Here is a 23,286-nt window from a genome sequence, read left to right as displayed (position 1 = left end):
GGCTTATTTAACAATGGTCACACTGCCGGTTAAGGGCTTTTCGTTCTGATCTAATTTTATGATGTAATAATAGGTTGCCATCGGAAGCGGGTTGCCATTCTGGCGGCCATCCCAAGGCTGCCCGTACCCTTCGGAGCTGAACACCATGTTGCCCCACTGGTTAAACACCTGCACTTTACAGTTGCTATACTTCTCTATGTTCTCGATCTGCCAGGTATCGTTTATGCCGTCATGGTTAGGCGTAAAGGTGTTCGGGATGTCCACGAACGGCAGCACGACCACCACCACCTCGTCGGTAAAGGTACAGCCGCCCTCTGTGGAGGCCGTTACCGTGTAAACAGTGGTCTGCTCCGGGGTAACGGTTGGGTTGGCGATGTTCGGGTTGTCCATGCCCTCGGCAGGTGCCCACGAGTAAGACAAGCCGCCCTCCGCCTGCAGTTGCACACCTCTGCCTTTAACCACGGTAATGTCGGGCCCAGCGCTCAGGGTAGGCTCTGTTACCGTTACTGTAACCGGTAAGCGTTTGCTGGCGCAGCTCTGCACTTCCTGCACAAAGTAGGTCGTGGTATGATACAGCGCGGGCGTTCTGAAGGTGCTTCCGGTTGCGACTGGCTCACCGCCGGCCGCACTGGCATACCATTCCAGCCTTCCGCCTTTGCCTTTGGCCGTGAGCGTGGTGCTGAGGCCGGCGCAAAGGTTCGCTCCCTGCGCCACCGGCATGTCTGGCAGCGGGGTAACTTTTACCTCTACCGCGTTGCTGGTAAGCGTGCCGCAGGAGGCCGAGGTTACCACCCGGCGGAACCACGTGTTCTCCGTAAGCGGGCTTGGCGTATAGTCTTTCCGGTCGTTCTGGCCTGGGGCAGGGGTATAAATGCCGTGCTGCGCGTTGCTTTGCTCCCACAGGTAAGCCGGCTGCCCGCTTCCGCCCGCTGGCACTGAGCCGGCTAGGGCGGCAGGCTCTGAGCCATAGCACACCGTCTGGGTACCCGACAGCACCACATTGTTGCTCAGCTCCGGCCTCACCGAAATAAGGATGGCGTTGCTGATGTCAGTATAGGCGCCGGAGGTCGTCACGCGGCGGAACCAGGTATCCTGGCTGACAGGGCCGGGCTGGAAGCTTTGCTCGTTGTTAGGAGCATTATTATAGCCTTGCGCCGTCACGAAACCTGTTTTGTCGCCTTTCGTGCTCATTTCCCAGCGGTAGTTAAAGTGTCCTTCGCCGCCCTGTGGCACACCGCCCTCCAGTCGCTCCGGCACGTTGCCTGTGCAGATCGTCTGGTCAGATCGGATGATGTTGTTCGCAATCTCTGCGATGACCGTGATCTTCACCTCATTCGACACGACCTCGCAGCCGCCCGACATCACCACGCGACGATACCAGGTGTCTTTGTACAGCCCTCTCGGGAAGGTATAGTCGGCGGTTTGGTTGTTGCCGTCAGCCGGCTCAAAGCTGGTGCCGTCCAGGCTAAACTCCCAGCGGTAGCTATACTTGCCGTTGCCTCCTTTTACCGGAGCCGTGTTAAGGCCCGTAAGCGGCGCGGGCTTGGTGCCAGCGTAAATGCTTTGCGAAGCCTTGATGTTGTAATTCTCAACGGCCGGGTTAACCAGAACCGTCACGGGCTCCGAGAAGCTGGTGCAGCCGCCGGAGGTAACTTTGCGACGGAACTGCGTGGTCTTGCTCACGCTGCCAGGCTGGTAGCTGCCGTCGGCGCGGGTGCTGTTGCCTGGTGCCGGCATAAAGTTAGGGTCGCCTTCGGATTTATACTCCCAGCTATAGCTATACTTGCCTTCTTCGCCGCCCGTGGTAGGGGTGAGGCTGGTGAGCAGCGCTGGAACACCGCCTTGGCATACTTCCTGGTCGCCGGAGATTAAGTTCAGGATCTTCGGGTTGACGGTAACTACTACCGGGTCGCTGGTGCTTACGGTGCAGGAGCCGGATACGACCACTCTTCGGAACGTAGTGGTTTCGGTCATGCTTTGGGCGGTCCAGTCTTTTTTGCTGGTGCCGCGGCTGTTCGGTACTTCCCGGTACTCGCCGTCAGCGGTTTTAGACTCCCAGTAGAAAGTATAGCTGCCTGGTCCATAGCCGCCCTCCGGTACCTGACCTGTAAGTGTGGCTGCGTCGCCCTCGCAAATCGTTTGCGTGCCGCTGATCAGGTTTTTGCTGATGGGGGGCATCACCCGCACCATCACGGTATTGCTGGTAACTTCCTGGCAGGAGCCGGATTTCACGACGCGCTTATACCAGGTGTTATCGGTAAGCGGCGCAGTAGGCTGGTAGCTGTCCGAGTTGCTGTTTTTTATCTCCTTAAAGTTGATGTTGTCTGTGCTTACAAACCAGGTATAGGTATAGGGCGCGGCGCCGCCTGCCACAACTCCCTGGATCGCTTCTGGTACCTGGCCATGGCAAATGGTTGGCACCTCGCGCAGCTCATTTTTAGTGATTGCCGGGATGACCTCCACTTTCACAGCCTCAGACGCAAGCTCACAGCCACTAGAGTAAACGACGCGCTTGAACCAGGCCGGTTCTTTCAGCCCCGCCTGCGCCTGGTATACTTTGCCTGTGGCACCCTCGATTTCCTCAAAGGTGCTGCCGTCTGGGCTGATCATCCACTGGAATGTATAAGTGCCGGCTCCTCCGCCGCCAACTGGCTCTGAGCCAGAGATGCTAAGCGGCGCGTTGGCGCATACTATCTCCGGGGCAGTGACGGTGTTGTTATCCAAGATTGGGTTTACCGTAACCTGTACCTGCGTTCGCGGGCCGGCGCAATTGCCTATAACTGCCTCTACAAAGAAAGAAGTGCTTTGCTCAACCGTCGGCTCGAATACTTTATTGCCCTGGCTCACCACTAGCTTGCCGCTGGCATCATACCAATTATACCTGCTGGCGGTGCCTTTGGCCACAAGAGTCGCTGTGCCCGCTCCGCAAATAGTGACAGGTGCAACCTCTGGGGCCACAATCTCTGGCCGCACGATCACCGTTACTTTAGTGCGGGTGCTGGCGCATTGGTTGTCGCCCACATACTCTGCAAAAAAGTTAGTGGTTTTAGTCAGCTGACCGGTCTCAAAACCTGTGCCCGCCGGCGTAGTGCCTAGCAGTTTGCCACCGTTTGGCTGGTCGTACCAGTTCACTGCTCCTGTTTGTGCGTCTGTCTGCAATGTGGTGGCTGTGTTGTAGCATATATCCTGCACCCCTGTGATAACTGGAGCGGCCGGCAATGGCTTTACAGTAACCTGCATCTGGTCAGTGGTGAAGCAGGAGCCGGTGTATACGGTATAGGTTAAGGTATAGGTGCCCACGGCAGAAGGCGTAAACGTGCCGTCTTCAGAGACATACTTGGAGCCGCTCCAACTGCCGCCTGCCGGGCTGGCGCCTAGTATAAACTGGCCCCCGTTCAGGCACACTTCCATCTCCTTCTGCTCCACTTCCGCCTGTGCCACGTCTGTCACCTCCACGGTTACATTATCTGAGTTGGTACAGCCTTTCTCGTTTGTATAAGTATAAGTCAGCTCAAAGGTGCCTTTGCCGTCCGGTATAAACTCTCCTGAGGCGCTCACGTGCGCGCCGCTCCACACACCGCCTGCCGGGCTTGCCTGCAATTGCAGTGGCGTAGGGTCATCGCAAACAGTAAGGTCTGGGCCGGCATTCACCTCTGGCAGCGGTAATACGGTAACGGTAACCTCCGCTGTGCTGCTGCAGCCGGTGGCGCTGTTATAGCCCGTTACCGTATAAGTGGTAGTCTCGCTCGGGTTGGCTGTCACGTCAGCACCGGTAGTAGCGCTAAGGCCGGTGGCCGGAGCCCAGGTATAAGTATCCGCACCGGAAGCAGAAAGACGGGTTTCTTCCTGCCCAAGGCATATTTCGCCCTTTCCGGAGATTACCTGTATCTGCGGAAGCGGGTTTACTACCACCGTAAAAGTGGTGGTGCTGCTACAGCCTGTCGCTTCGTTGGTGCCTGTTATAGTATAAGTGGTGGTCTCGCTCGGGTTGGCGGTGACGGTGCTGCCGGTGGTGGCGCTAAGGCCGGTGGCCGGTGCCCAGGTATAATGATCCGCGCCCTCCATGCTGATGGTGGTGCTGCCGCCAATACAAATCGCTGCGCTTGGCGAAGTGGCCCTTAGTTCCGGCAGCGGGTTGATCGTGATCGTCTGGCGGGCTGGGGCAGAGCTTTCGCCGCACTCGCTTAGGGCGTAGGCCGTAACTTCGTAGGTGCCGGGGTTGGTAAAACGGATTGCCGGGTTCTTGGAATCCCTTCCGGTGCCGTTTTCAAAAGTGTAAGCGCCGTCGCCAGTAATTGCCTGCACTTCCCACTTATAACCGGTGATGGCACCGAACTGTGCATCGTACGCAGGCGCATGACTGGCGTTCGCATCGCTAAACTCCAGCGTCTGCGGGCCGCAGTATGTCTGGGCGGCAGGAAGCGCCACAGTTGGCTGTCCTTTTATGGTAACATTTTGCGTGACGGTGCTGGGCGAGCAGCCATTGTCAGCTGTCAATGTAATGCGGTATTCGCCTGGCTTTGTAAAGCTAAAAGCAGGTTCTTTGGCTGTTGCGCCACCTTCTATGGTGCCCCAGTTCTTCACAGGCTTGCCTTCCGTGTCGGTTACAGCCCAGTTATAGCGCACGCTTTCGCCCTGTGTTGTATTGCTTATACTTACCGTGTTGGTGGTACAGCCGTTTTCAGGGGAAAGGGTTGGTGTAAAGGCGGCGATGGGCGGATCCACGATATGGAACTGCATCTCCTTAAAGCTGTCCACGCAGGTGGTATTGGGGTCTTCTGGCGAAACAATTAGCTTAACGGTATAGTCGCCGGTTTCTGTAAACACCAGGCGCACTTCGCCTTTGCCGATGCGCATCTCCCAGCCGGTAGACGGGCTGATCTGCCAATCGGCAATGTGCGGCATCTCGGACCCAAAGCCGTCATAGCCGTCCGTGGAGCGGTCTTGCAGCACGATTTCCTGGTTTACGCAAGAGCTGTTTTTCTTCACGCCGATCTCTGCTACCGGCCCTTTGGTTACGCGTATGCCCGTCCAGGTACTTTCGGAGTAGCTACAGTCGTTGGAGGCGCGGCAGGTAACAGAAAAACCGCCCGCCGGAGAGGCTTCGGTAAACTGATGGGGTATAACCGGGTCTTTCAGCAGCTCCGCATGGGTACGCGTAAAAGAAGGGGTACCATCGTTGATGGTGAAGGTATAAAGGGTATTGGCAGGGTTATCCTCAAAGCGGCTTACCTTGATATTATAAGTAGCAGGAGCGCAGGAAAAGGAGTTTCCGCCCAAGTCTACCAGTACATTGGGGTTGCTTCCGATGTATACTTTCTTTGTCTCGGTTTTCTCGCAGCCATTCTCGCCCACTGCTGTCAGCACCATGTTGTACGATCTGGCTTCGGAGGTCACATAAGTGTGGCTGGTCTTGTCAAAGTCAGGGCCATAGGTATCTGACGAGCCGTCGCCCCAATCAATGCGGTAGCTTTTATTTGTTGCCTTGGTGGTGGAGGTGTTCTCAAAGTCAAACTTTACCGAGATGGTTTTGCCGCTATAGTTATAGCTGCAATAAGTAAAGCTTTTATTGAAGTTTGTGTTTGCAATGCTGGCATCAACATCACAAGCGCTGTTTGTCTGAGCGTACGAGTAGTAGGTAAGGGCGCTCCAAAGCTGCAACACGAGCAGACATAGAATGCCTTTGGCATAGGTTCGCATATACGGTGACTGTAAATATCTTGTATATAGTCTTGTTTTAGTGGTACATGAGCAGTTAACCGGTAAAACCTGGAAGCTGCCGCGTATGTGGTGTTTGCCAGATAGAAAGCCTTAAAAGCGCTTTTGGTATATTTTAGCCTGTTTTATACTTGTCAGGATTAGTGCAAATACTGTTCTGGCGCACGCACGATGTAGTAAGTGCAATTTAAGGTACTAAAGTTCAATTTGTGATATGATTTTCTTGATTATTTAGGGAAGAGTTAAACCTGCATAAAGTATATTTCGTATAAAGCTGATTTTTTTGTATTTATTCAGTTTGCGCTGATGAAGTTAAAATATCCCTTGCACACTTTTGGCCTCTTCACGCCCGTATGCTAACATGCCCGGCAGCCTTTTCAAAGCGCCTCATGCTGCTTTATTGTACTCCTTTTTGATGCTGGTCTGGCAGTTTACTGCTGCGTTTAGAGCAATATTTTATTTATGCCCAGCGGATTGATTACCAATCAGAGTATATTATTTATAAAAATAATTATATTTATCCTAGATAAAAGCTTGTTTATAGGCGCTGTATAAAAGTCTATAAATATAGCTTGTAAATGAGTTTGTAATATATGATTAGTTATATGTTGTTGTGAGAAAGATAGCCGTGGCTTTGCATACGTGTAAAATTTGAATGTGCCTTAAAATGAGGGTTATAAGCCATGTTTATATATATAAATATTTCTTTTAATCTATATTAACAAATCAATTTTTTTGAATAGAACTTAATAAAATTATAAACCTTAGGCAAGGAGGGTGCGTAATTCAGTCTAAATACCCGGCACTCGTAGCACAGTCTGGTGCTAAGCATAGTTAGACAAAAATTAGTGAGGTAATTGAAAAGAGTGTCACTCGCCTCCCCATAAAGGGCGAGGAAATTAACAACCGGTGTAGGAGCTTTCCTGTCATTGGTTTCGCCTGAAGAAGGAGTGTGTTGTAGCGAAGACAGAGGCAAAATTAATTTCAGTTTACAGTATGACTAAATAATGTACTCAATCAAATGAACAAATATAGACACTATTACAGCTTTAACAGGGTTCTTCTGTTGATTCTGGACGTAACACTAATAGCTTTTGCGTTTAAGCTTTCTAACCTGATCCGTTACGGCAACTTTGAGTTGGACCACCAGTACAACATCTTCTTTGTGCTGTTTGCCCTCGTGTGGTGGATTGTTTCGGGCTTCTCGAACTTTGTGGTGCGTATTGATGGGTTCCTGCCGATAGACAGGCGCTTGAGCAACCTGCTGAACGTTTTTGTGATGCACGCGCTTATTCTGGCCAGCTGTATCGTAGTGTTTAACCTGGAGCAGCTGTCGCGCCTGTTGCTGTTGTATACGTACCTGTCCACGGCGCTGCTCATTGGTTTCAGCCGCCTGATCATGTTTCAGGTAAACCGCTACTTCACCAACTCAGACATGGCCCACACACGCTACGTTATAGTTGGTTCTGGCCAGGCCGCCGCTACCCTGCAGCAAACCCTGAGCAACAACGACGAGATCGGTACTAAATTCATGGGTTTCTTTGATGATGAGGCCGATATGAGCAGCCCTTATGCCAGCCAGGTGCGCGGCGGTATGGAAGAATTGAAGGACTACTGCCTACAGCATAGCATTGATGAGATTTACTATACCAAGCCTTTAACAGACGAAGGCCAGATTGATGAACTGACAGAGTTTGCCAACGATAACTTTATCTACCTGCGCCTTGTGCCGGATTTCAGTGCCATCGTGAAGAAGGACGTGAATGTATACTTCTACCACAACATCCCGATGCTGAGCGTGCGCAACGAGCCGCTGGAGCTTGCCTCTAACCGCGTAGTGAAGCGCATCTTCGACGTGGTGTTCTCGTTGGCGGTTATCCTGCTCATCTTCCCGATCCTGGTTCCGATCATTGCCCTGCTGATTAAGCTGGAGTCTAAAGGGCCGATTTTCTTTAAGCAGCTGCGCCCGGGCAAGAAGAACAGGCTGTTTGTTTGCTACAAGTTCCGCACCATGCGCGTGAATAACAATACTGAATTACAGGCAACTAAAAACGACCCTCGCATTACCCGCTTCGGCGCCTTTATGCGCAAAACGAGCCTCGACGAACTCCCGCAGTTTTTCAACGTATTGCTGGGTGACATGTCGGTGGTAGGGCCGCGCCCGAACCTGGTGTCGCAGCTGGACCACTACTCCAAGGTTATCTCCAAGTATAAAATGCGCCACTTTGTTACGCCCGGTATTACAGGCTATGCACAGGTAAGCGGCTACCGCGGCGAAACCAAGGAAGTGCACCTGATGGAGAAGCGCGTGGAGTATGATGTGATGTATATGGCCAACTGGAGCCTGATGATGGACATGAAAATTATCTTCCTGACAGTATGGAACATGATTAAAGGCGAAAAAAATGCTTACTGATACGACGTTACAAGAAAAACCACTAACTGCCGCGCCGCCCATTAAAGAGAAGCGCCAACTTCTCGGCTCCCTTATCTCGGCAGGATCATTTAATGACTTTGTGAACCATGTTTTCTGGCTCACAGACCATAAAGACTCCTCTTATGTGTGCTTTGCCAACGTGCACATGCTGATGGAGGCGAAGCAGGACAAGGAGTTCCAAAACCTGCTGAACAACGCAGACATAGCCTCCCCGGACGGAGGGCCTTTGTCTAAGCTGATGAAATTGCTCTACGGAAAGCACCAGGACCGTGTGCCGGGGATGGACCTAATGCCACGCCTGCTGCAGGAAGCAGAGAAGCGAGGCAAGTCTGTTTTCTTCTACGGCTCTACAGATCAGGTGCTGGAGGCAGTGGTGGCCCGCACCAAAACCGATTTGCCGAACCTGCGCGTGGCCGGAAGTTACTCGCCGCCGTTCCGCAAGCTAACCCACATCGAGGACACAGCCATCGTGAACATGATCAACGATGCTGGCGCTGACCTGGTGTTCGTGGCGCTGGGATGCCCAAAGCAGGAGCGCTGGATGGCCGATCATAAAGGGCAGGTGAAAGCCTGCATGCTGGGGGTTGGGCAGGCGTATATGACCTATGCCGGCCTGGAGAAGCGTTTGCCGAAATGGGCGCGTGACCTGAGCCTGGAGTGGACCTACCGCTTGTGGCAGGAGCCTAAACGGCTTTGGAAACGCTACCTCGTTACCAATACAAAATTTGTGTATGAGGTGGTTAAACTGATGCTTTTAAAGCGAGGCCGCAAGTTAGAACTAACCCGTTAACAAGTAAAGTATAAATAGCAGGTGCTAAGGAGAGTTGAGTAGAAGGAGAGAGGGTAGCACTAAAACAGTCACCGAATTTATTGGAAGGCAGGCGGGCCAAGTACAATTTTATACTTGGCCCGCCTACCGAATCTAGCGGTGCTCTCACTTCATTTCTATACAAACCCTGTTCTTGGGTTTTGCTTCAAATTAGCTCTAAAAGCTATTCTGCTTCATGTTTCAGCATTTGTATCGGCAGCCGGAAATTTTTTGTACTAAAAAAACTTATTAGGTACATCAAAATATAGAAATCTCCGTATCTACTGAAAAGCAATAAGCTACCCAGTAAGTACAATTGAGCGGTGGCTGGATTACCCTTTTTGTTTTACCCTTAAACCCTTTACATAAAAATGAAAGCAGTTATACTTGCCGGCGGTTACGGTACAAGAATAAGCGAAGAAAGTGGTGTTCGTCCGAAGCCAATGGTCGAGGTTGGCGGCAAGCCGATCCTTTGGCACATCATGAAGATCTACTCCCACTACAATATCAACGAGTTCGTGATCTGCTGTGGCTACAAAGGCCATATCATTAAAGAATATTTTGCCAATTACTGCCTGTACAATTCTGATGTCACCTTCGATATGCGCAAGAACGGCATGGAGGTGCACAAGAATAACACCGAGTCGTGGAAAGTGACGCTGGTGGATACCGGTGAGGGTACCATGACCGGCGGCCGCCTGAAGCGCGTGAAAGAGTATGTGGGCGACGAAACCTTCTGCCTGACCTACGGCGACGGCGTGAGCGACGTGAACATCGCCGAAGCCATTGAGTACCACAGGGCGCAGGGCACGAAGGCTACCCTGACGGCTGTGCAGCAGCCAGGTCGTTTCGGAGCATTCACACTTTCCTCAGAAGCCACCAAAGTCCCTCAGTTTAAGGAAAAACCAACCGGCGGCGATATGCCGTGGATCAACGGCGGCTTCTTTGTGCTGGAGCCAAGCGTGTTCGACTATATCGAGAACGACAGCACCATTTGGGAGCGCGGCCCGCTGGAGTCGCTGGCAGAGGAGGGAGAACTCTCCGCTTACCGCCACCGCGGCTTCTGGCAGCCGATGGATACCCTGCGCGACAAGCACGTGCTGGAGGATCTGTGGCAGAGCGGCAAGGCGCCCTGGAATGTGTGGCATAAAATGCTTTCCGGCGTCGTGAACTAAGCCTCCGACTCCTGTAAACAAGAACCCAACCCCTTTTCTTACTATATACATTTCATCCAAATGAAAATACTGATAACCGGAAACATGGGCTATGTTGGACCGGGCGTGGTAGAGCGCCTGCGTGCCGCATACCCCGAAGCTACGCTTGTGGGCTACGACATGGCCTACTTCGCCTCCTGCCTTACCAACGCTCCTATACTTCCTGAAAGCCGCCTGGACATGCAGCTGTACGGCGATGTGCGCACGATGCCAGCCGAAGTGCTGAACGGTGTGGACGCCGTGGTGCACCTGGCCGCCATCTCCAACGACCCGATGGGCAAGAAGTATGAGGACATCACCATGGATGTCAACTATAAGTCGAGCGTGCGCATTGCCGAGATGGCCAAGGCTGCCGGCGTGAAGAACTACGTGTTTGCCTCCAGCTGCAGCATGTATGGCGCCGCCTCCGAGCATGCCAAGACAGAGGACTCTGAGCTGAACCCGCTCACTGCCTATGCCCGCTCCAAAGTTGCTACTGAGAAAGAACTGAAGCCATTGGCCGGAGAAGGCTTTACCGTGACCTGCCTGCGCTTCGCCACCGCCTGCGGCATGAGCGACCGCCTGCGCCTGGACCTGGTGCTGAACGACTTTGTGGCCGGCGCCGTGGCCACCGGTAAGATCAACATCCTGAGTGACGGTACGCCTTGGCGTCCGCTCATCCACGTGCGCGATATGGCGCGTGCCATTGAGTGGGCCGTAACCCGCCAGCCATCCAACGGCGGCGAGTACCTGGCCGTGAACACAGGCACTAACGAGTGGAATTACCAGGTGTACGAATTGGCAAACGCCGTGGCAGAGCTGATTCCGGGTGTGGATGTGACAGTGAACACAGACGCCGCCCCTGACAAGCGCTCTTACCGCGTAAACTTCGATCTGTTTAAGCAGCTGGCGCCAAACCATCAGCCACAGTATACTTTGCACCAGGCCATTGAGGAACTGCATACAGGGCTGAAGGCGATGGAGTTCAAGGACGGTGATTTCCGCAACTCGCTGCTGATGCGCCTGATGGTGCTGAACAGCCTGCAGGATGTCCAAAAGCTGAACGAGCAGCTGCAGTGGCAGCGCAACAGCTCCAAAGTAGCCGAGTCTGAACTGGAAACCGCCTAAACCCAAGCCAATGATTTTTACAGAAACCAAGCTCAAGGGAGCATACATTCTAGACGTAAAGCGGATTGAGGACGAACGCGGCTTTTTCGGCCGTTCCTTCTGCCAGAAAGAGTTCGAGGAGTATGGCCTGACTAACGACATCCGCCAGACCAACGTGTCCTATAACAAGAAAAAAGGCACCCTGCGCGGCATGCACATGCAGCTGGCCCCGAACGAGGAAACCAAGCTGGTGCGCTGCACCCGTGGCGCCATCTACGATGTGATCATCGATATGCGCCCGGATTCGGAGACCTATAAGCAGTGGATCGGTGTGGAACTGACTGCCGATAACTACCGCATGCTGTTCGTGCCGGAAGGATTTGCCCACGGCTTCATCACGCTGGAGGATAACACCGACGTAACCTATCAGGTAACCGAGTTCTATACCCCGGGCGCCGAACGCGGCCTTCGCTGGAACGACCCGGCCTTCAATATCGAGTGGCCGATCGAGCCAATCATCATTTCAGAAAAAGACCAGGCCCACCCGGATTTTGTGGAGGGGCAGGAAGAATCTAAAGGAAAGCTGCTGGTGTAATACCGGCAGCTTTTGCTTCGTTAACCCTTAATTTTATACTTCAAAGATGATAATAGTAGATACAGCCCTGGCCAAACGCCAGGCAGAAGGCAATCCGGTGCGTGTGGCCATGGTAGGAGCCGGCTTCATGGGCCGTGGCATTGCCCTCCAGATCTGTAAATATACCCAAGGGATGGAACTGGTAGCCATCTCGAACCGCACCCTGGACAAAGCAAGGCTGGCCTATAGCCAGGCCGAAATCGAGGATGTGCAGGAAGTGACTTCGTTGACCGAACTGGAGGAGAATATCCGCCAGGGCAAGTATAGCGTTACCGAGGATGCCATGCTGTTGTGCCAGGCCGAAGGGATTGATGCCGTAATTGAAGTTACGGGCGCCGTGGAGTTCGGTACAAACGTAGCTATAACGGCCATCAACAACGGCAAGCACATCATCATGATGAATGCCGAGGTGGACGGTACCATTGGGCCGATCCTGAAAGTATACGCTGACAAAGCCGGTGTGGTGTTCACCAATGCCGACGGCGACCAGCCAGGCGTGACCATGAACCTTTACAGATTTGTGAAAGGCCTGGGCGTGAAGCCGGTGCTGTGCGGCAACATCAAAGGCCTGCACGACCCGTACCGTAACCCGACCACGCAGGAGGGCTTTGCTAAGAAGTGGGGCCAGCAGCCGTCGATGGTGACTTCCTTTGCTGATGGCAGCAAGATCTCTTTTGAGCAAGCTATTATCGCCAATGGAACCGGTATGCGTGTGGCCAAGCGCGGCATGCACGGGCCAACCGTGGCGAGCGGCACATCGCTGAAAGACTGCGTGCATAACCTGTACCCGCTCGAGGACCTGACCGAAGGCCCGGGCATTGTGGATTACGTGGTGGGCGCTGAGCCAGGGCCGGGCGTTTTCGTACTGGGCACGCACGACAACCCGATACAGCAGCACTACCTGAACCTGTACAAGTTGGGCGAGGGGCCGCTATACCTGTTCTACACCCCATACCACCTATGCCACTTCGAGGTGCCGAACACCGTGGCGCGTGCCGTGTTGTTTAATGATGCTGCCCTCACGCCGATGGGAGCGCCACAAGTAGAAGTGGTGGCCGCCGCCAAGATAGACCTGAAGGCAGGCGAAGTGATTGATGGCATTGGCCACTACATGACCTATGGCCTCTGCGAGAACGCCGACACCACAGCCGAGGAAAGACTGCTGCCGATTGGTGTGGCTGAAGGCTGCGTGCTGAAGCGCGACATCCCGAAAGACCAGGTAATTACGTATGATGACGTGGTGATGCCGGAAGGACGCCTGGTAGACCAGCTGCGCCAGGAGCAGGCCGCTTACTTTGCCGCCACAGATGAGGCAGCTCGTGCTAAAGCCCTGAAACATTTGAATAGAAAAGCGGAGGCTTCCGTTTAAGCGTATCACTATCAAACTAAACCATATGCCGCGCATCGCCTACCAGCGGTGCGCGGCTTTTTTATCATGGCAACTGATGTAGTTGGACTTGTACCCGCTGCGGGCCTTGGTTCACGGCTTGCGCCTATACCTTTTAGTAAGGAGCTGTTTCCGGTAGGGTTTGAGCCGCACCCGCAGCACGGCGAGCCACGCCCCAAGCCGGTGTCGCAGTACCTGCTGGAGCACATGCAGCGGGCCGGGGCCGGGCAGGCATACCTTATTCTCCGTAAAGGCAAGTGGGACATTCCCAACTACTACGGCGACGGCAGCCAACTGAACCTGCCCCTGGCGTACCTCATCATGCAGCGGCCCTACGGGTGTCCTTACACTCTGGACCAGGCTTATACTTTTGTGCGGCGGCAGCGGGTGGTATTTGGTTTCCCGGATATCCTGTTTGAGCCGCAAGATGCCTTTGAGCAGCTGCTGCAGCGGCAGGAGCAAACCAATGCCGACGTGGTGCTGGGATGCTTTCAAGTGACGCATCCGCACAAATGGGACATGGTGGAAACAGGAGAAGGTGGAGATGTGAAAACTATACTTCACAAGCCCGCCGCTTCAAACCTGACTTATGGCTGGGCCATTGCCAGCTGGGGGCCGCGCTTCACTGAGTTCATGCACCAGCACCTGCAGCAGGTAGAGGGGCAACTCCATACTTCCGGCAAAGAACTGAGCGTGGGGGAGGTGGTGCAGGCGGCCATACTTAACGGGCTAAAGGTGCAAAGCGTATACTTCGACAAAGGCAGCTGCCTGGATGTGGGCACTCCGCAAGACCTTCAAAAGGCCATTCATACTTTATCCTGACCATCAATCATACTTCATGCGCATACTTTTAGTTCATAACCACTACAAGCAGACAGGTGGCGAAGACACCGTCTTTTTTGCAGAAGCCGCCTTGCTGGAGGAGCACGGCCATACCGTGGAAAAACTGACATTCACGAACAACGACGTGAACAGCATCTCAGAAAAACTACAGGCTGCTTTGGGGATAGTGTATAACCCTAAGGGTGCCCGTGCCGTGGAAGAAAAAATTAAGGAGCTCAGGCCGGATGTGGTGCATGTGCACAACTTCTTTCCGCTGGTGTCTCCGGCGGTTTTTTATGTGTGCCAGAAGCTGAACGTGCCGGTGGTGATGACCTTGCACAACTACCGCCTCATTTGCCCCAGTTCCTACATCCATTACCACGGCAAACTGCACATGGAGAACGTGCACAAAATTTTTCCCGCGGCAGCCATCCGTGATCGGGCCTACCGTGACTCGCGCTTCCAGACAGCCTCTGTGGTGCTTACAACCGGGCTGCACAAGTTGCTAGGCACTTTTAGGAATAAGGTAGATCTGTTGATCACCTTAACGCCCGGCGCGGCCAGGCTTTTCCAGGACTCCTCCCTAAACCCCCGCCCGGAGCAGCTGGTGGTGAAGCCGAACTTTACCGCAGACCTGGGCCTTGGCAATCCTGAGCGGGAAGATTATTTTCTGTTTGTGGGTAGGCTCTCTCCGGAAAAAGGGCTGGATACCTTGCTAAAAGCCCATGCGCTGCATCCGTTTAAACTCAAAGTAGTTGGAGACGGGCCTCTTAGAAGTATGGTAGAGGCGCATGCGGCAAAATATTCCTCCCTGGAGTATTTAGGATACCAGAAGCGGGATAAAGTGGTAGAGGAGCTAAAATCGGCCAGAGGGTTGATCTTTCCTTCAGAGTGGCCGGAAATGTTCGGCATGTCCATTATTGAGGCCTTTTCTACGGGTACGCCTGTCGTTGCCTCTAAAATCGGAGGCGGGGAGTACCTGGTGCAGCACCAGCACAACGGCCTGCACTTTGAGCCGGGCAACGCGCAGGATCTTTGCGAAAAGGTGCAGGAGTTAGAGCGTCATGCTGGCTTAGCGGCAAGTATGGGCAAGCAGGCCCGACAGGACTACCTGGAGAACTATACTTCGGAAACAAACTATAAGCAGCTGGTGAATATTTACCAACAGGCCGTAACGCTAAAAGAAAAGCCTGCTTCCGCAGCGGTAGCTGCAGAGGCAGGCCTCTTCTAAAGTTCCGTGTCTTTAAGCGACCTCTACGCTTTTAGATCTGTCTTTTTTCATTTTGTCCAATATTTCGAGCACTCTGTCGGTTTCTACCACTAAGTGCTCGCGCTGGCCCTGGTCAGCGTTGCGCACGCGCTTGTTGCCCTGGCAAATAATATACTCATAGTCCAGGTCGATTTTAGTGGCGATGTCGTAGAAGGGCTCTATCACGAAGCCTTCGTTAAAGATCTCAATCATTTTGGTGCCCGGCTTGCAGAAGAACATGCTGATGAGCCCGGCACCTGTAGCGCCCAGCACTACTTTTGCCTTGCTAAACAGCTTTATCTTCTCTTTTATACTTAACTGGCTCGACACCACCGTTTTAAAGCCGTAAGGCTCCAGCGCCTGCAGCAGCTCTTGCTCGTTCAGCACGTTGCGGATTTTGGAGTCGGAGCGGCTGATGTATAAGTATGGCGTTTCCGGTGTGATCACGTCAGAGTCCTCCTCGGCATACGGCATAAACGACTCCTGAATAAAATCGCAAAGCCACTTAGGCACCAGCGTGTGGTTGCCACGCGGGGCAGTAGAGGCAATAATGCAGTCAGCGGCGATGTGCGGGAACTTGTCGCCTTCAATGATTTTCTCTTTCGGAATGCCTAGCAGCTCCAGCGTCTCTGTTTGGTAGCTATAGCGCATGCTCGGCACATAAAACCAGTCTACCTTATCGTAGAGGCCGCTTTCGCGCAGCAGGTGCAGGCGCGGCAGCACATCCAAAAACCAGTGCCCGATGTTGTTAAGGCCAGCACCGCCGGTCAGCAGCGAGAAAACGGTGCCGTTATACTTCACGGGCGGCATAAAGTAGCGCTGCTCAAAAATGTTGTTCAGGTTTGGCTCCGATACCTTGCCTCCCGACAAGCTCAGCGACACATTTTCAATCAACCGGTTATACTGCGATACCACTGCCACGCTGCTTTCGTTGTCGGTGTAAATGCGGCCGTTTGGCGCTTCCACCACCATGTAGTCGGTCTGTACCTTGCGCTTTGGCTTCCAGTACTCCGAGCATGCTTCGTACAGGTGCTCCGAGATGTTCAGGTCTGTCGTCAGCCCCAGGTAAATCGGGTGTACTCTTATTTCTCGTGAGTTATTCTCGGTAAGTTGCTCCAGGTTGATGCGGCAAACGTCGCCAGGGCGGTATTGTGTGTTAAAGGGAATGATCCTCCCGAATATCTTCTTTAATTTTTTTGTGCCTTTGTTATAGTAAGCTTTCATTTTCATGAATATGTATGGGTGTACTTTTCGATTTAACTAGATGCCGGTTATTCTTCCTTATACTCTACCAGCATGTTCTTTTCTTTTGCTTGATTAGGTGTTGCCTGCAGTTGTGCCACGGTAGCGTGGTTGGTGAGTAGCTTTGCCGCCACTTGCACAGCCACCTCGTTCCAATGCGCGTCATCCGTGGGGTATAACTGAACCTTCTGCTGCTGGTAAAGCTTGCGGAACGCAGGTTGCAGGTCCACGTATTCCACGCCGCGCTTATCCAGCTTCTGGAGCAGGCGGGGCAGAAAAGTTGCCTTTTTCTGGTTTGGAAGCAGCTGGTAATAAATATTTTCTTTGTTAGGGATGGGCAGGAAGATGAACCGGATGCCCCGCTCGTCCAACGCGTCGCGGTAGCCTGTCAGGACATCGGCAATATGGTTCAGGTCATTCTCCGAGAATTCGCGGTTGGCATACTCGCCTTCAATAAAAAACTCGTTGTTATAGTTGATGTACTCCCGGTTCCCGAAGGCCCGGTTGATGTCGGCCAGTGTGCGGTGGTACAGCCCCAGCTTGGAGATGCGGTCAGCGGTAACAGCCAGCCAGGTGAGGGCGCGGGAGGAGTTGATCAGGTTTCCGGTAAAGTTTCTGACTTTGGAGTTGATGCCGTTCTGGCCCACGGCGGGCAGATCTGGAATGCGGCGCTCGATGCTGGACACGATCACGAGTTGGGGCGGAGTTTCCTGAAAGCGGTCGGTAGCCAGAAAGCGGTTCATGGTTGCCGGCGCAAAAGAGTATACATCCAGGCCAAGCTTCCGCTCCAGCACCTCTGCCAGCGTCTCCTCCTGCGATAGCTTGGCGCCGGTGATGTTGGAGTCACCGATCAGCAGCACGTCGTTTTTGGTGTCGCGGTTGCGGTAGCCGTACGCATCGGTATACCACTCTACCTGCCGCTTTTGGGCATAGGGCGTACGCGGAGCCAGCTCACCTTCTTCCTCCATCTGCATGTGCACGTTCGGGTAAAAAGGGCCGGACATCACGCGCATGGAGTTTACCGATATGGTTTCCCAGATGCGGAAAGTGAAGTAGTTCATCGGCAAGACGAATACCTCCACCAGCGGCCACAGTATAAAGGGCAACGCCAGCAGAAATAGCTTGCGCAACAGTCGTTTTGCACCTTTGTCCTGTATATCTTTTGTCATACTTTCCTAAAACTGAAAATAAATGAACTCCTGGTGTCCAAACTGCCCAAAAAGCAGAATTGAAACAATGGCGGCATAGTATAAACCCCAACGTTGCCAGGCTGGGCGCTGCATAATCAGCTGTGATACACTGCCGCTTCGCTGTATAAGGTGTACGGTTTCCATAACCATAATGGCTAAAATAGAAACCGCAAATATTTTGAAACCCTGATCCATGAATATATCGTGGCTCCAGTCTAAAGCGAAAAGCTGGGCCGGGTTGGCTACTGCGGCCGCACTCTGGCCCACAATGTAGAAGGCATCCGTGATGGTGTTGGCTCTAAAAAATATCCAAGAAAAGCATACCAGGAAGAATACCGTCAGCACCTGCACCCACTTGTATAGTTGGGGGTGAGCGGTGAGTCCGATTTGCCGCACAAAGGCATTGCGCTGGGCTTTTGTAAGGATGCCGAACACCTGGTAGATGCCGTGCAGTGCCCCCCAAATCACGAAGGTCCAGCTGGCGCCGTGCCATAGGCCGCTCACCATAAACACAATGAACAGGTTGTAGTACCAGCGCCACTTCACCACGCGGTTGCCGCCCAACGGTATGTAGAGGTAGTCGCGGAACCAGGTGGAGAGCGAAATGTGCCAGCGGCTCCAGAACTCCGGGATGGACTTGGCAAAGTAAGGGCTCCGGAAGTTTTCCATCAGCCTGATGCCCAGCACCTGCGCTGCCCCGATGGCAATGTCGGAGTAGCCCGAGAAGTCGCAGTAGATCTGGAAAGCGAAAAAGACGGAGGCCAAAATGTGCGAGAAGCCTTCGAAGTCGGTGGGGTTGTTGTATACCTGGTTCACCATCAGGGCCAGGTTGTCGGCTATCACAATCTTTTTGAAAAAGCCCCAGGCCATGCGGCGCAAACCGGCTACCACGCGGGCATAGTTAAAGTCATGGTGCTGGCGCAACTGGCCCAGCAGGTTGCCTGCCCGCTCTATTGGCCCGGCCACCAGCTGCGGAAAAAACGTGACAAACAGCGCAAAAATACCCAGGTGCCGCTCGGGCTTGATGCGCCCGTTGTACACATCTATACTATAGCTCATCGTCTGGAAAGTATAGAAGGAGATGCCCATGGGCAGCAGCAGCTCGAAAGCCGGCATGGCGTAGGGCACATTTAAAGCCTCTGCCACGCCACGGGCGCTGTCGTTAAAGAAGTTGTAATATTTGAACAGCAGCAAAATGCCCAGGTTGGAAACAAGGCTAAGCCACAGCCAGGGCTTGCGCTTTGCCTTGTCTTCGTAGCGGCCCATCATGCGGCTGCAACTGTAGTCTATCAGCGTGGAGATAACAAGTATGATGGCGTAGGCCGCCTTCCAGGACATGTAAAAGTAATAGCTGGCTACAAGCAGCAGAATCCAGCGCCGGTTTGGGGGGAGCAGAAAGTAGAGGGTAACGACTACCGGGAAAAAAATGAAGAATTCGATAGAATTAAAAAGCATACGATCTTCAGGTGTAAGGGTGTAAAAGGTTGTCAGGCAGCATCAGTCAGATTATGCAGTCATAACAGCGGTGTCTTGGGTGGAAGGGTTGTGCATTAGAGGATCGACCTTTATAACATTATATAGAAGTTGCACTAAAAGGTTGTGCCCAACAGCATATATTTTTTTAAATACTCAGATACCTTCATATTAGAGCAGCTTTAGGGGAGTTTGCCCGACACAGTTTTACGGTGTGGTGATAGGGATGTTTTGGTGAAAAGGATCCTATATTTTGCCGGGCCGGAATAGGAGGTAACGCATATTGGTAACCCAGGCATAGGTTTACCGTTATATAGGGAGTTGTTTTTGCAGACATTACTATTCTTACTATATATGCCCTTATACATTTACGCACGGCGCTTTACAGTTTTTGTGTTGATATGGCTCTGTGTTACTGGCGTTTGCACCAGCCCGACAGCCTCTGCGGCAGCTCCCCCGGCGACAGCCGCCCTTGCGGCTCCCTCACTTTCAGCGAAAACTTCTCTGGTAGGTGCCATCTCCCTTAAATGGACGGCCGTGAGCGGTGCCACCGGTTATGTTGTAGAAAAATCTGTGACAGGTACTGCCGGCACTTTTGTGGTGCTGAAGAGCCTCGGCGCCGGCACAACCACTTACCGCGACACAGAGCTATACTATAATCAAAAAGCCTACTACCGGGTAAAAGCCACCGGCAGCGGCGACACGCCCTACAGCAATGTGGCCAGCGCCACCACCTATCCCGAAAACCACGTGTTCAGGATAATGCCCCTGGGCGACTCCAACACTGAAGGTGGCTCCTCAGACATTCCAATAAATGATAAAGCCGCTTACCGCGACAAACTGGAGCAGGAGCTGCAGGCAAGCAACATTGAGTTTGATTATATCGGAAGCGAGTCCTCAGGCAGTAACTATGTGCAGGATGTAAACCATGCCGGCTTTGGCGGTGCCCGAAACCGAGACCTCGTGGAAATCCTTCAAAACGGCTACTATTACCGCTGGTACGACAACGAGCGCTTTGGCCTGGACCAACAGGTGAACTATCTTGACTACTTTAAGCCCGATATCATCCTCCTACACACCGGTACCAACGAGATCAGCAACGATGGCGTGGACAATTCCCAGAGCACAACCGATGAGATGGAGGAGATCCTGGATGAAATCGAAAAGTATGAGCAGCGCTCCGGGAAAGAAGTACTGGTCATTGTAGCCAAGATCATCAAAACTGTGTGTACGGCAACCGATTGCTACCGTGGGCCGGTTTACACCAAAAACGACATCATCGACAAGTATAATGCCCAGGTAGAGGCGCTGGTGAAGAATAGAATCAGCCAGGGCGATGCGCTGGAACTGGTGGACATGGCGGACGCCAACATCATTTATGAGTTTGCCTCCAACGGAGGCGACATGGCAGATCGCTTACACCCAACCCACGAAGGCTATGGCAAGATGGCGCCTGTTTGGTTTAAAGTGCTGAACAGGTACTTAAACAGGCAACTGACGCCAATAGACACGCAGGCTCCCGAAACCACTATTGCCAGCCAACCTGACAAGCTGTCTAACGAGGTGCCGGCTAAGTTTAGCTTTAGCAGCAATGAGGCTGGCGTAACATACCAGGTAAGTATGGACGGCGGCGCTTTTGCCACCGCGGCTAACCCCTATAGTATAAACGGGCTCAACGATGGGGAGCATACCTTGCAGGTGCGTGCCATTGACCAGGCCGGCAACATGGATGCAACGCCTGCCAGCTATACTTGGGTGCAAGACACCAAAGCTCCCGGCGCACCTGTCGTGCAAGCACCTGCAGGCGGAGCCATACTTAACGAAAATAAACCAGCTATTTCCGGCACGGCAGAAGCAGCCACTACGGTGAGCGTTTTTGCTGGAAACACCCGCATCGGCACCGCCACCGCCGGCAGCGATGGCACCTGGCGCCTTACACCCGCAAGCGCCCTGGCCGAGGGGGAACAGCGAATAACGGCAAAAGCCGCCGATGAAGTAGGAAACGTGAGCGCTGCCAGCGCCGTCAGAACCTTCACAGTTGACACCAAAGCACCGGAAACCACCATTGCCGCGGGGCCTGACGCTATCAGCAACACAGCGGAGCCGGAATTTACCTTTAGCAGCAACGAAGATAACGTCAGCTATGAGGTGAGCCTGGACGGAGGAGCATACGCAGCAATTGCTGGGAACAAGTATACCGCAAATAGCTTGTCGGACGGAGAGCATACCCTGGAAGTCCGCGCCACGGACGCCGGCGGAAACACTGACGCAAGCCCTGCCGCCTTTACCTGGACGCTTGATACCAAGGCGCCGGAGGCTCCTGTGGTGGCCAGCGTTTCCGAAGACCGGGGCCCTGCAAGCGATGACCAGATTACAGCAGACAACACCATCAAGCTAAGCGGGCAGGCCGAAGCCGGGACTATGGTAGCCGTCTTGCTGCAGGGAGAGCCGCTGGGGGAAGTACAAGCCAACGCTAGCGGCAACTGGGCCTATAGCCACGAGCAGACAGCCTTGGCCGCAGGAACCTATACTTTTACGGCCACAGCCACAGATGCTGCCGGAAACGAGAGTGCAGCGAGCAAAGCCTTTACCGTAACGGTAGAACTGACGGCCCCGGAAGCGGAAATCGCCACCACTGCCGGCGCCACCGCCAACGGCAGTTTCCCGATCACGATCACCTTCTCAGAGGATGTGTATACGTTAGTGGAGAATGACCTGAGCCTGCAAAACGCCAGTCTGGAGAATTTCTCGGCAACAGACAAGGCCACCTATACTGCCAACGTGGTACCAAGTGCTGACGGGGAGGTGCGCATCAGCCTGGCCAAAGGAAAGGTAACCGACCTGGCGGGCAACCCGAACGAGGCGTCTAACCTGCTCCAGCTGACCTACGATGCCACAGCGCCTGCGGGCTACATGGTTGCCTTCGACACGGAGCGCGTAGACGTGAACAACCAGCACGAAGTGGATCTGGGCGTGCGTGAGGCAGAAGTAGGTGCCACTTACTTCTACAGCATCAGCAGTAGCAATGGGGGAGAGGCTGTAGAGGGGTCGGCAACGGTGCCCGCAAAAACCTTTGCCGTGCAGGATTTAGACCTGACTGGCTTGTCGGACGGTCTGCTGACGGTAAGGCTATACTTGGTAGACGAAGCGGGCAACAAAGGAGAGGAAGTGACGGCGCAGGTGGAGAAGATCACCAAAGATATCGTGGCCGTGGCAAACCCTTCTGATTTCAGCGTGAAGTTCAGAACTACTTTTGATGCGCTGGAGCTGCCAGACCAGGTAGAAGTGAGTTACTCTAACGGAGAAAAGGAGACGATAAACGTGGTGTGGCAGCCAGGCGACTATAAGGGGGAAGTGCCGGGCGACTACCTGGTTATCGGGCAACTGGAGCTGAAGGAAAACACCAGCAACACCCAGAACATGCGAGCCAGCGTAACGGTAACGGTAGAGCCAAACCAGCCGCCGTCAGCCCTCACCCTAAGCGACGATAAGTTCCAACCTGATATTGAGCCTGAGGAGGTGATCGGCACCTTTGCCACCACCGATCCGGATGACGATACCTTTACCTATGAGTTTGAGCAGGGCGAAGGGGACCAGGACAACCAGTTGTTTGAGCTGTACGGCAATGAACTGCACCTGATCTCGAACAAAGGACTCTCCGGCAAATCGGTGTTTACGGTGCGCGTACGCACCACCGACCCCTATAACAATTCCTTTTCCAGAAGCTTCCGCCTCACAAAGTCGCTGTACGAGCCGGACGGGGGAATAAAGCTGGTGAACGCCTTCTCGCCTGACGGCGACGGCATCAACGACACCTGGGTAGTGCCGGAACTGCGCTACTATAACAATACTACGGTGCAGGTCTTTGACCGGGCCGGCAAACTGCTGTTCCAGACAACAAACCCGGAAGAAGGGTGGGACGGACGTGGAAAAGATGGCCGCGTGCAGGCAGGCTCATACTTCTACATCATCCAGATTAAAGATATAAAACTGGTGGAGAAAGGGGTGATAACCGTACTTAAATAG

The 23,286-nt window shown here is 53.4% G+C and carries 13 protein-coding genes; 9 read left to right on the top strand and 4 right to left on the bottom strand.

What is annotated here, in order from left to right:
- Positions 1–3: 3 nt before the first annotated feature.
- Complete coding sequence (locus tag FJM65_RS15665) at positions 4–5,700, bottom strand: gliding motility-associated C-terminal domain-containing protein (RefSeq protein ID WP_140622490.1); 5,697 nt, start codon at positions 5,698–5,700, stop codon at positions 4–6.
- 1,039 nt (positions 5,701–6,739) lie between these two features.
- Here FJM65_RS15665 and FJM65_RS15660 point away from each other — a divergent pair.
- From FJM65_RS15660 to FJM65_RS15625, 8 genes are all read left to right on the top strand, one after another.
- Complete coding sequence (locus tag FJM65_RS15660) at positions 6,740–8,134, top strand: undecaprenyl-phosphate glucose phosphotransferase (RefSeq protein ID WP_140622489.1); 1,395 nt, start codon at positions 6,740–6,742, stop codon at positions 8,132–8,134.
- Entirely contained in the window at positions 8,124–8,945 is an 822-nt protein-coding gene (locus tag FJM65_RS15655) for a WecB/TagA/CpsF family glycosyltransferase (RefSeq protein WP_181163746.1), read from the top strand. Before FJM65_RS15660 ends, FJM65_RS15655 begins: the two co-directional genes overlap by 11 nt.
- A 389-nt stretch (positions 8,946–9,334) precedes the next feature.
- Complete coding sequence (rfbF, locus tag FJM65_RS15650) at positions 9,335–10,138, top strand: glucose-1-phosphate cytidylyltransferase (protein ID WP_140622488.1); 804 nt, start codon at positions 9,335–9,337, stop codon at positions 10,136–10,138.
- Positions 10,139–10,198: 60 nt separating this feature from the next.
- Entirely contained in the window at positions 10,199–11,284 is a 1,086-nt protein-coding gene (locus FJM65_RS15645) for an NAD-dependent epimerase/dehydratase family protein (protein ID WP_140622487.1), read from the top strand.
- A 10-nt stretch (positions 11,285–11,294) separates the two neighbouring features.
- Positions 11,295–11,858 (top strand): dTDP-4-dehydrorhamnose 3,5-epimerase, encoded by a 564-nt coding sequence (gene rfbC, locus FJM65_RS15640; RefSeq protein WP_140622486.1) that lies wholly within the window; start codon positions 11,295–11,297, stop codon positions 11,856–11,858.
- Positions 11,859–11,904: 46 nt separating this feature from the next.
- The gene (locus FJM65_RS15635) at positions 11,905–13,266 is read left to right on the top strand and encodes an NAD(P)H-dependent oxidoreductase (protein WP_140622485.1); all 1,362 of its coding nucleotides are present in this window, start codon (positions 11,905–11,907) and stop codon (positions 13,264–13,266) included.
- Between the two features lie 66 nt (positions 13,267–13,332).
- Positions 13,333–14,106 carry a nucleotidyltransferase family protein gene (locus FJM65_RS15630; protein ID WP_140622484.1) on the top strand — a complete coding sequence of 258 codons (774 nt, stop codon included), beginning with the start codon at positions 13,333–13,335 and terminating at the stop codon, positions 14,104–14,106.
- Between the two features lie 16 nt (positions 14,107–14,122).
- On the top strand, positions 14,123–15,337 hold the full coding sequence (locus FJM65_RS15625) for a glycosyltransferase family 4 protein (protein ID WP_140622483.1): 1,215 nt from the start codon (positions 14,123–14,125) through the stop codon (positions 15,335–15,337).
- Between the two features lie 12 nt (positions 15,338–15,349).
- Here FJM65_RS15625 and FJM65_RS15620 read toward each other — a convergent pair whose 3' ends face one another.
- Genes FJM65_RS15620 through FJM65_RS15610 form a run of 3 tightly spaced genes read right to left on the bottom strand, consistent with a single transcriptional unit; the run spans position 15,350 to position 19,242 of the window.
- A complete protein-coding gene (locus FJM65_RS15620; protein WP_140622482.1) occupies positions 15,350–16,585 on the bottom strand; it encodes a glycosyltransferase family 61 protein in 1,236 nt (411 codons plus the stop codon).
- 41 nt (positions 16,586–16,626) lie between these two features.
- Positions 16,627–17,766, bottom strand: coding sequence for an alginate O-acetyltransferase AlgX-related protein (locus tag FJM65_RS15615; protein WP_140622481.1), 1,140 nt, complete (start codon positions 17,764–17,766; stop codon positions 16,627–16,629).
- A gap of 6 nt (positions 17,767–17,772) precedes the next feature.
- Complete coding sequence (locus tag FJM65_RS15610; protein WP_140622480.1) at positions 17,773–19,242, bottom strand: MBOAT family O-acyltransferase; 1,470 nt, start codon at positions 19,240–19,242, stop codon at positions 17,773–17,775.
- Between the two features lie 372 nt (positions 19,243–19,614).
- On the opposite strand from FJM65_RS15610, the gene FJM65_RS15605 reads away from it, so the two are divergent.
- Positions 19,615–23,286, top strand: a complete 3,672-nt coding sequence (locus FJM65_RS15605) for an Ig-like domain-containing protein (protein WP_140622479.1) — start codon at positions 19,615–19,617, stop codon at positions 23,284–23,286.

Origin of the sequence: Pontibacter mangrovi (genome assembly GCF_006385705.1) — a bacterium.
Taxonomy (GTDB): domain Bacteria; phylum Bacteroidota; class Bacteroidia; order Cytophagales; family Hymenobacteraceae; genus Pontibacter; species Pontibacter mangrovi.
The sequence above is the reverse complement of the archived record's forward strand: the minus strand, read 5'-3'. Positions and strand labels throughout refer to the sequence as shown.

Coding starts and splice junctions, on each gene's coding strand:
- FJM65_RS15665 (WP_140622490.1), bottom strand. CDS start 5,700: ATGCGAACCTATGCCAAAGGCATTCTATGTCTGCTCGTGTTGCAGCTT.
- FJM65_RS15660 (WP_140622489.1), top strand. CDS start 6,740: ATGAACAAATATAGACACTATTACAGCTTTAACAGGGTTCTTCTGTTG.
- FJM65_RS15655 (WP_181163746.1), top strand. CDS start 8,124: ATGCTTACTGATACGACGTTACAAGAAAAACCACTAACTGCCGCGCCG.
- rfbF (WP_140622488.1), top strand. CDS start 9,335: ATGAAAGCAGTTATACTTGCCGGCGGTTACGGTACAAGAATAAGCGAA.
- FJM65_RS15645 (WP_140622487.1), top strand. CDS start 10,199: ATGAAAATACTGATAACCGGAAACATGGGCTATGTTGGACCGGGCGTG.
- rfbC (WP_140622486.1), top strand. CDS start 11,295: ATGATTTTTACAGAAACCAAGCTCAAGGGAGCATACATTCTAGACGTA.
- FJM65_RS15635 (WP_140622485.1), top strand. CDS start 11,905: ATGATAATAGTAGATACAGCCCTGGCCAAACGCCAGGCAGAAGGCAAT.
- FJM65_RS15630 (WP_140622484.1), top strand. CDS start 13,333: ATGGCAACTGATGTAGTTGGACTTGTACCCGCTGCGGGCCTTGGTTCA.
- FJM65_RS15625 (WP_140622483.1), top strand. CDS start 14,123: ATGCGCATACTTTTAGTTCATAACCACTACAAGCAGACAGGTGGCGAA.
- FJM65_RS15620 (WP_140622482.1), bottom strand. CDS start 16,585: ATGAAAATGAAAGCTTACTATAACAAAGGCACAAAAAAATTAAAGAAG.
- FJM65_RS15615 (WP_140622481.1), bottom strand. CDS start 17,766: ATGACAAAAGATATACAGGACAAAGGTGCAAAACGACTGTTGCGCAAG.
- FJM65_RS15610 (WP_140622480.1), bottom strand. CDS start 19,242: ATGCTTTTTAATTCTATCGAATTCTTCATTTTTTTCCCGGTAGTCGTT.
- FJM65_RS15605 (WP_140622479.1), top strand. CDS start 19,615: ATGCCCTTATACATTTACGCACGGCGCTTTACAGTTTTTGTGTTGATA.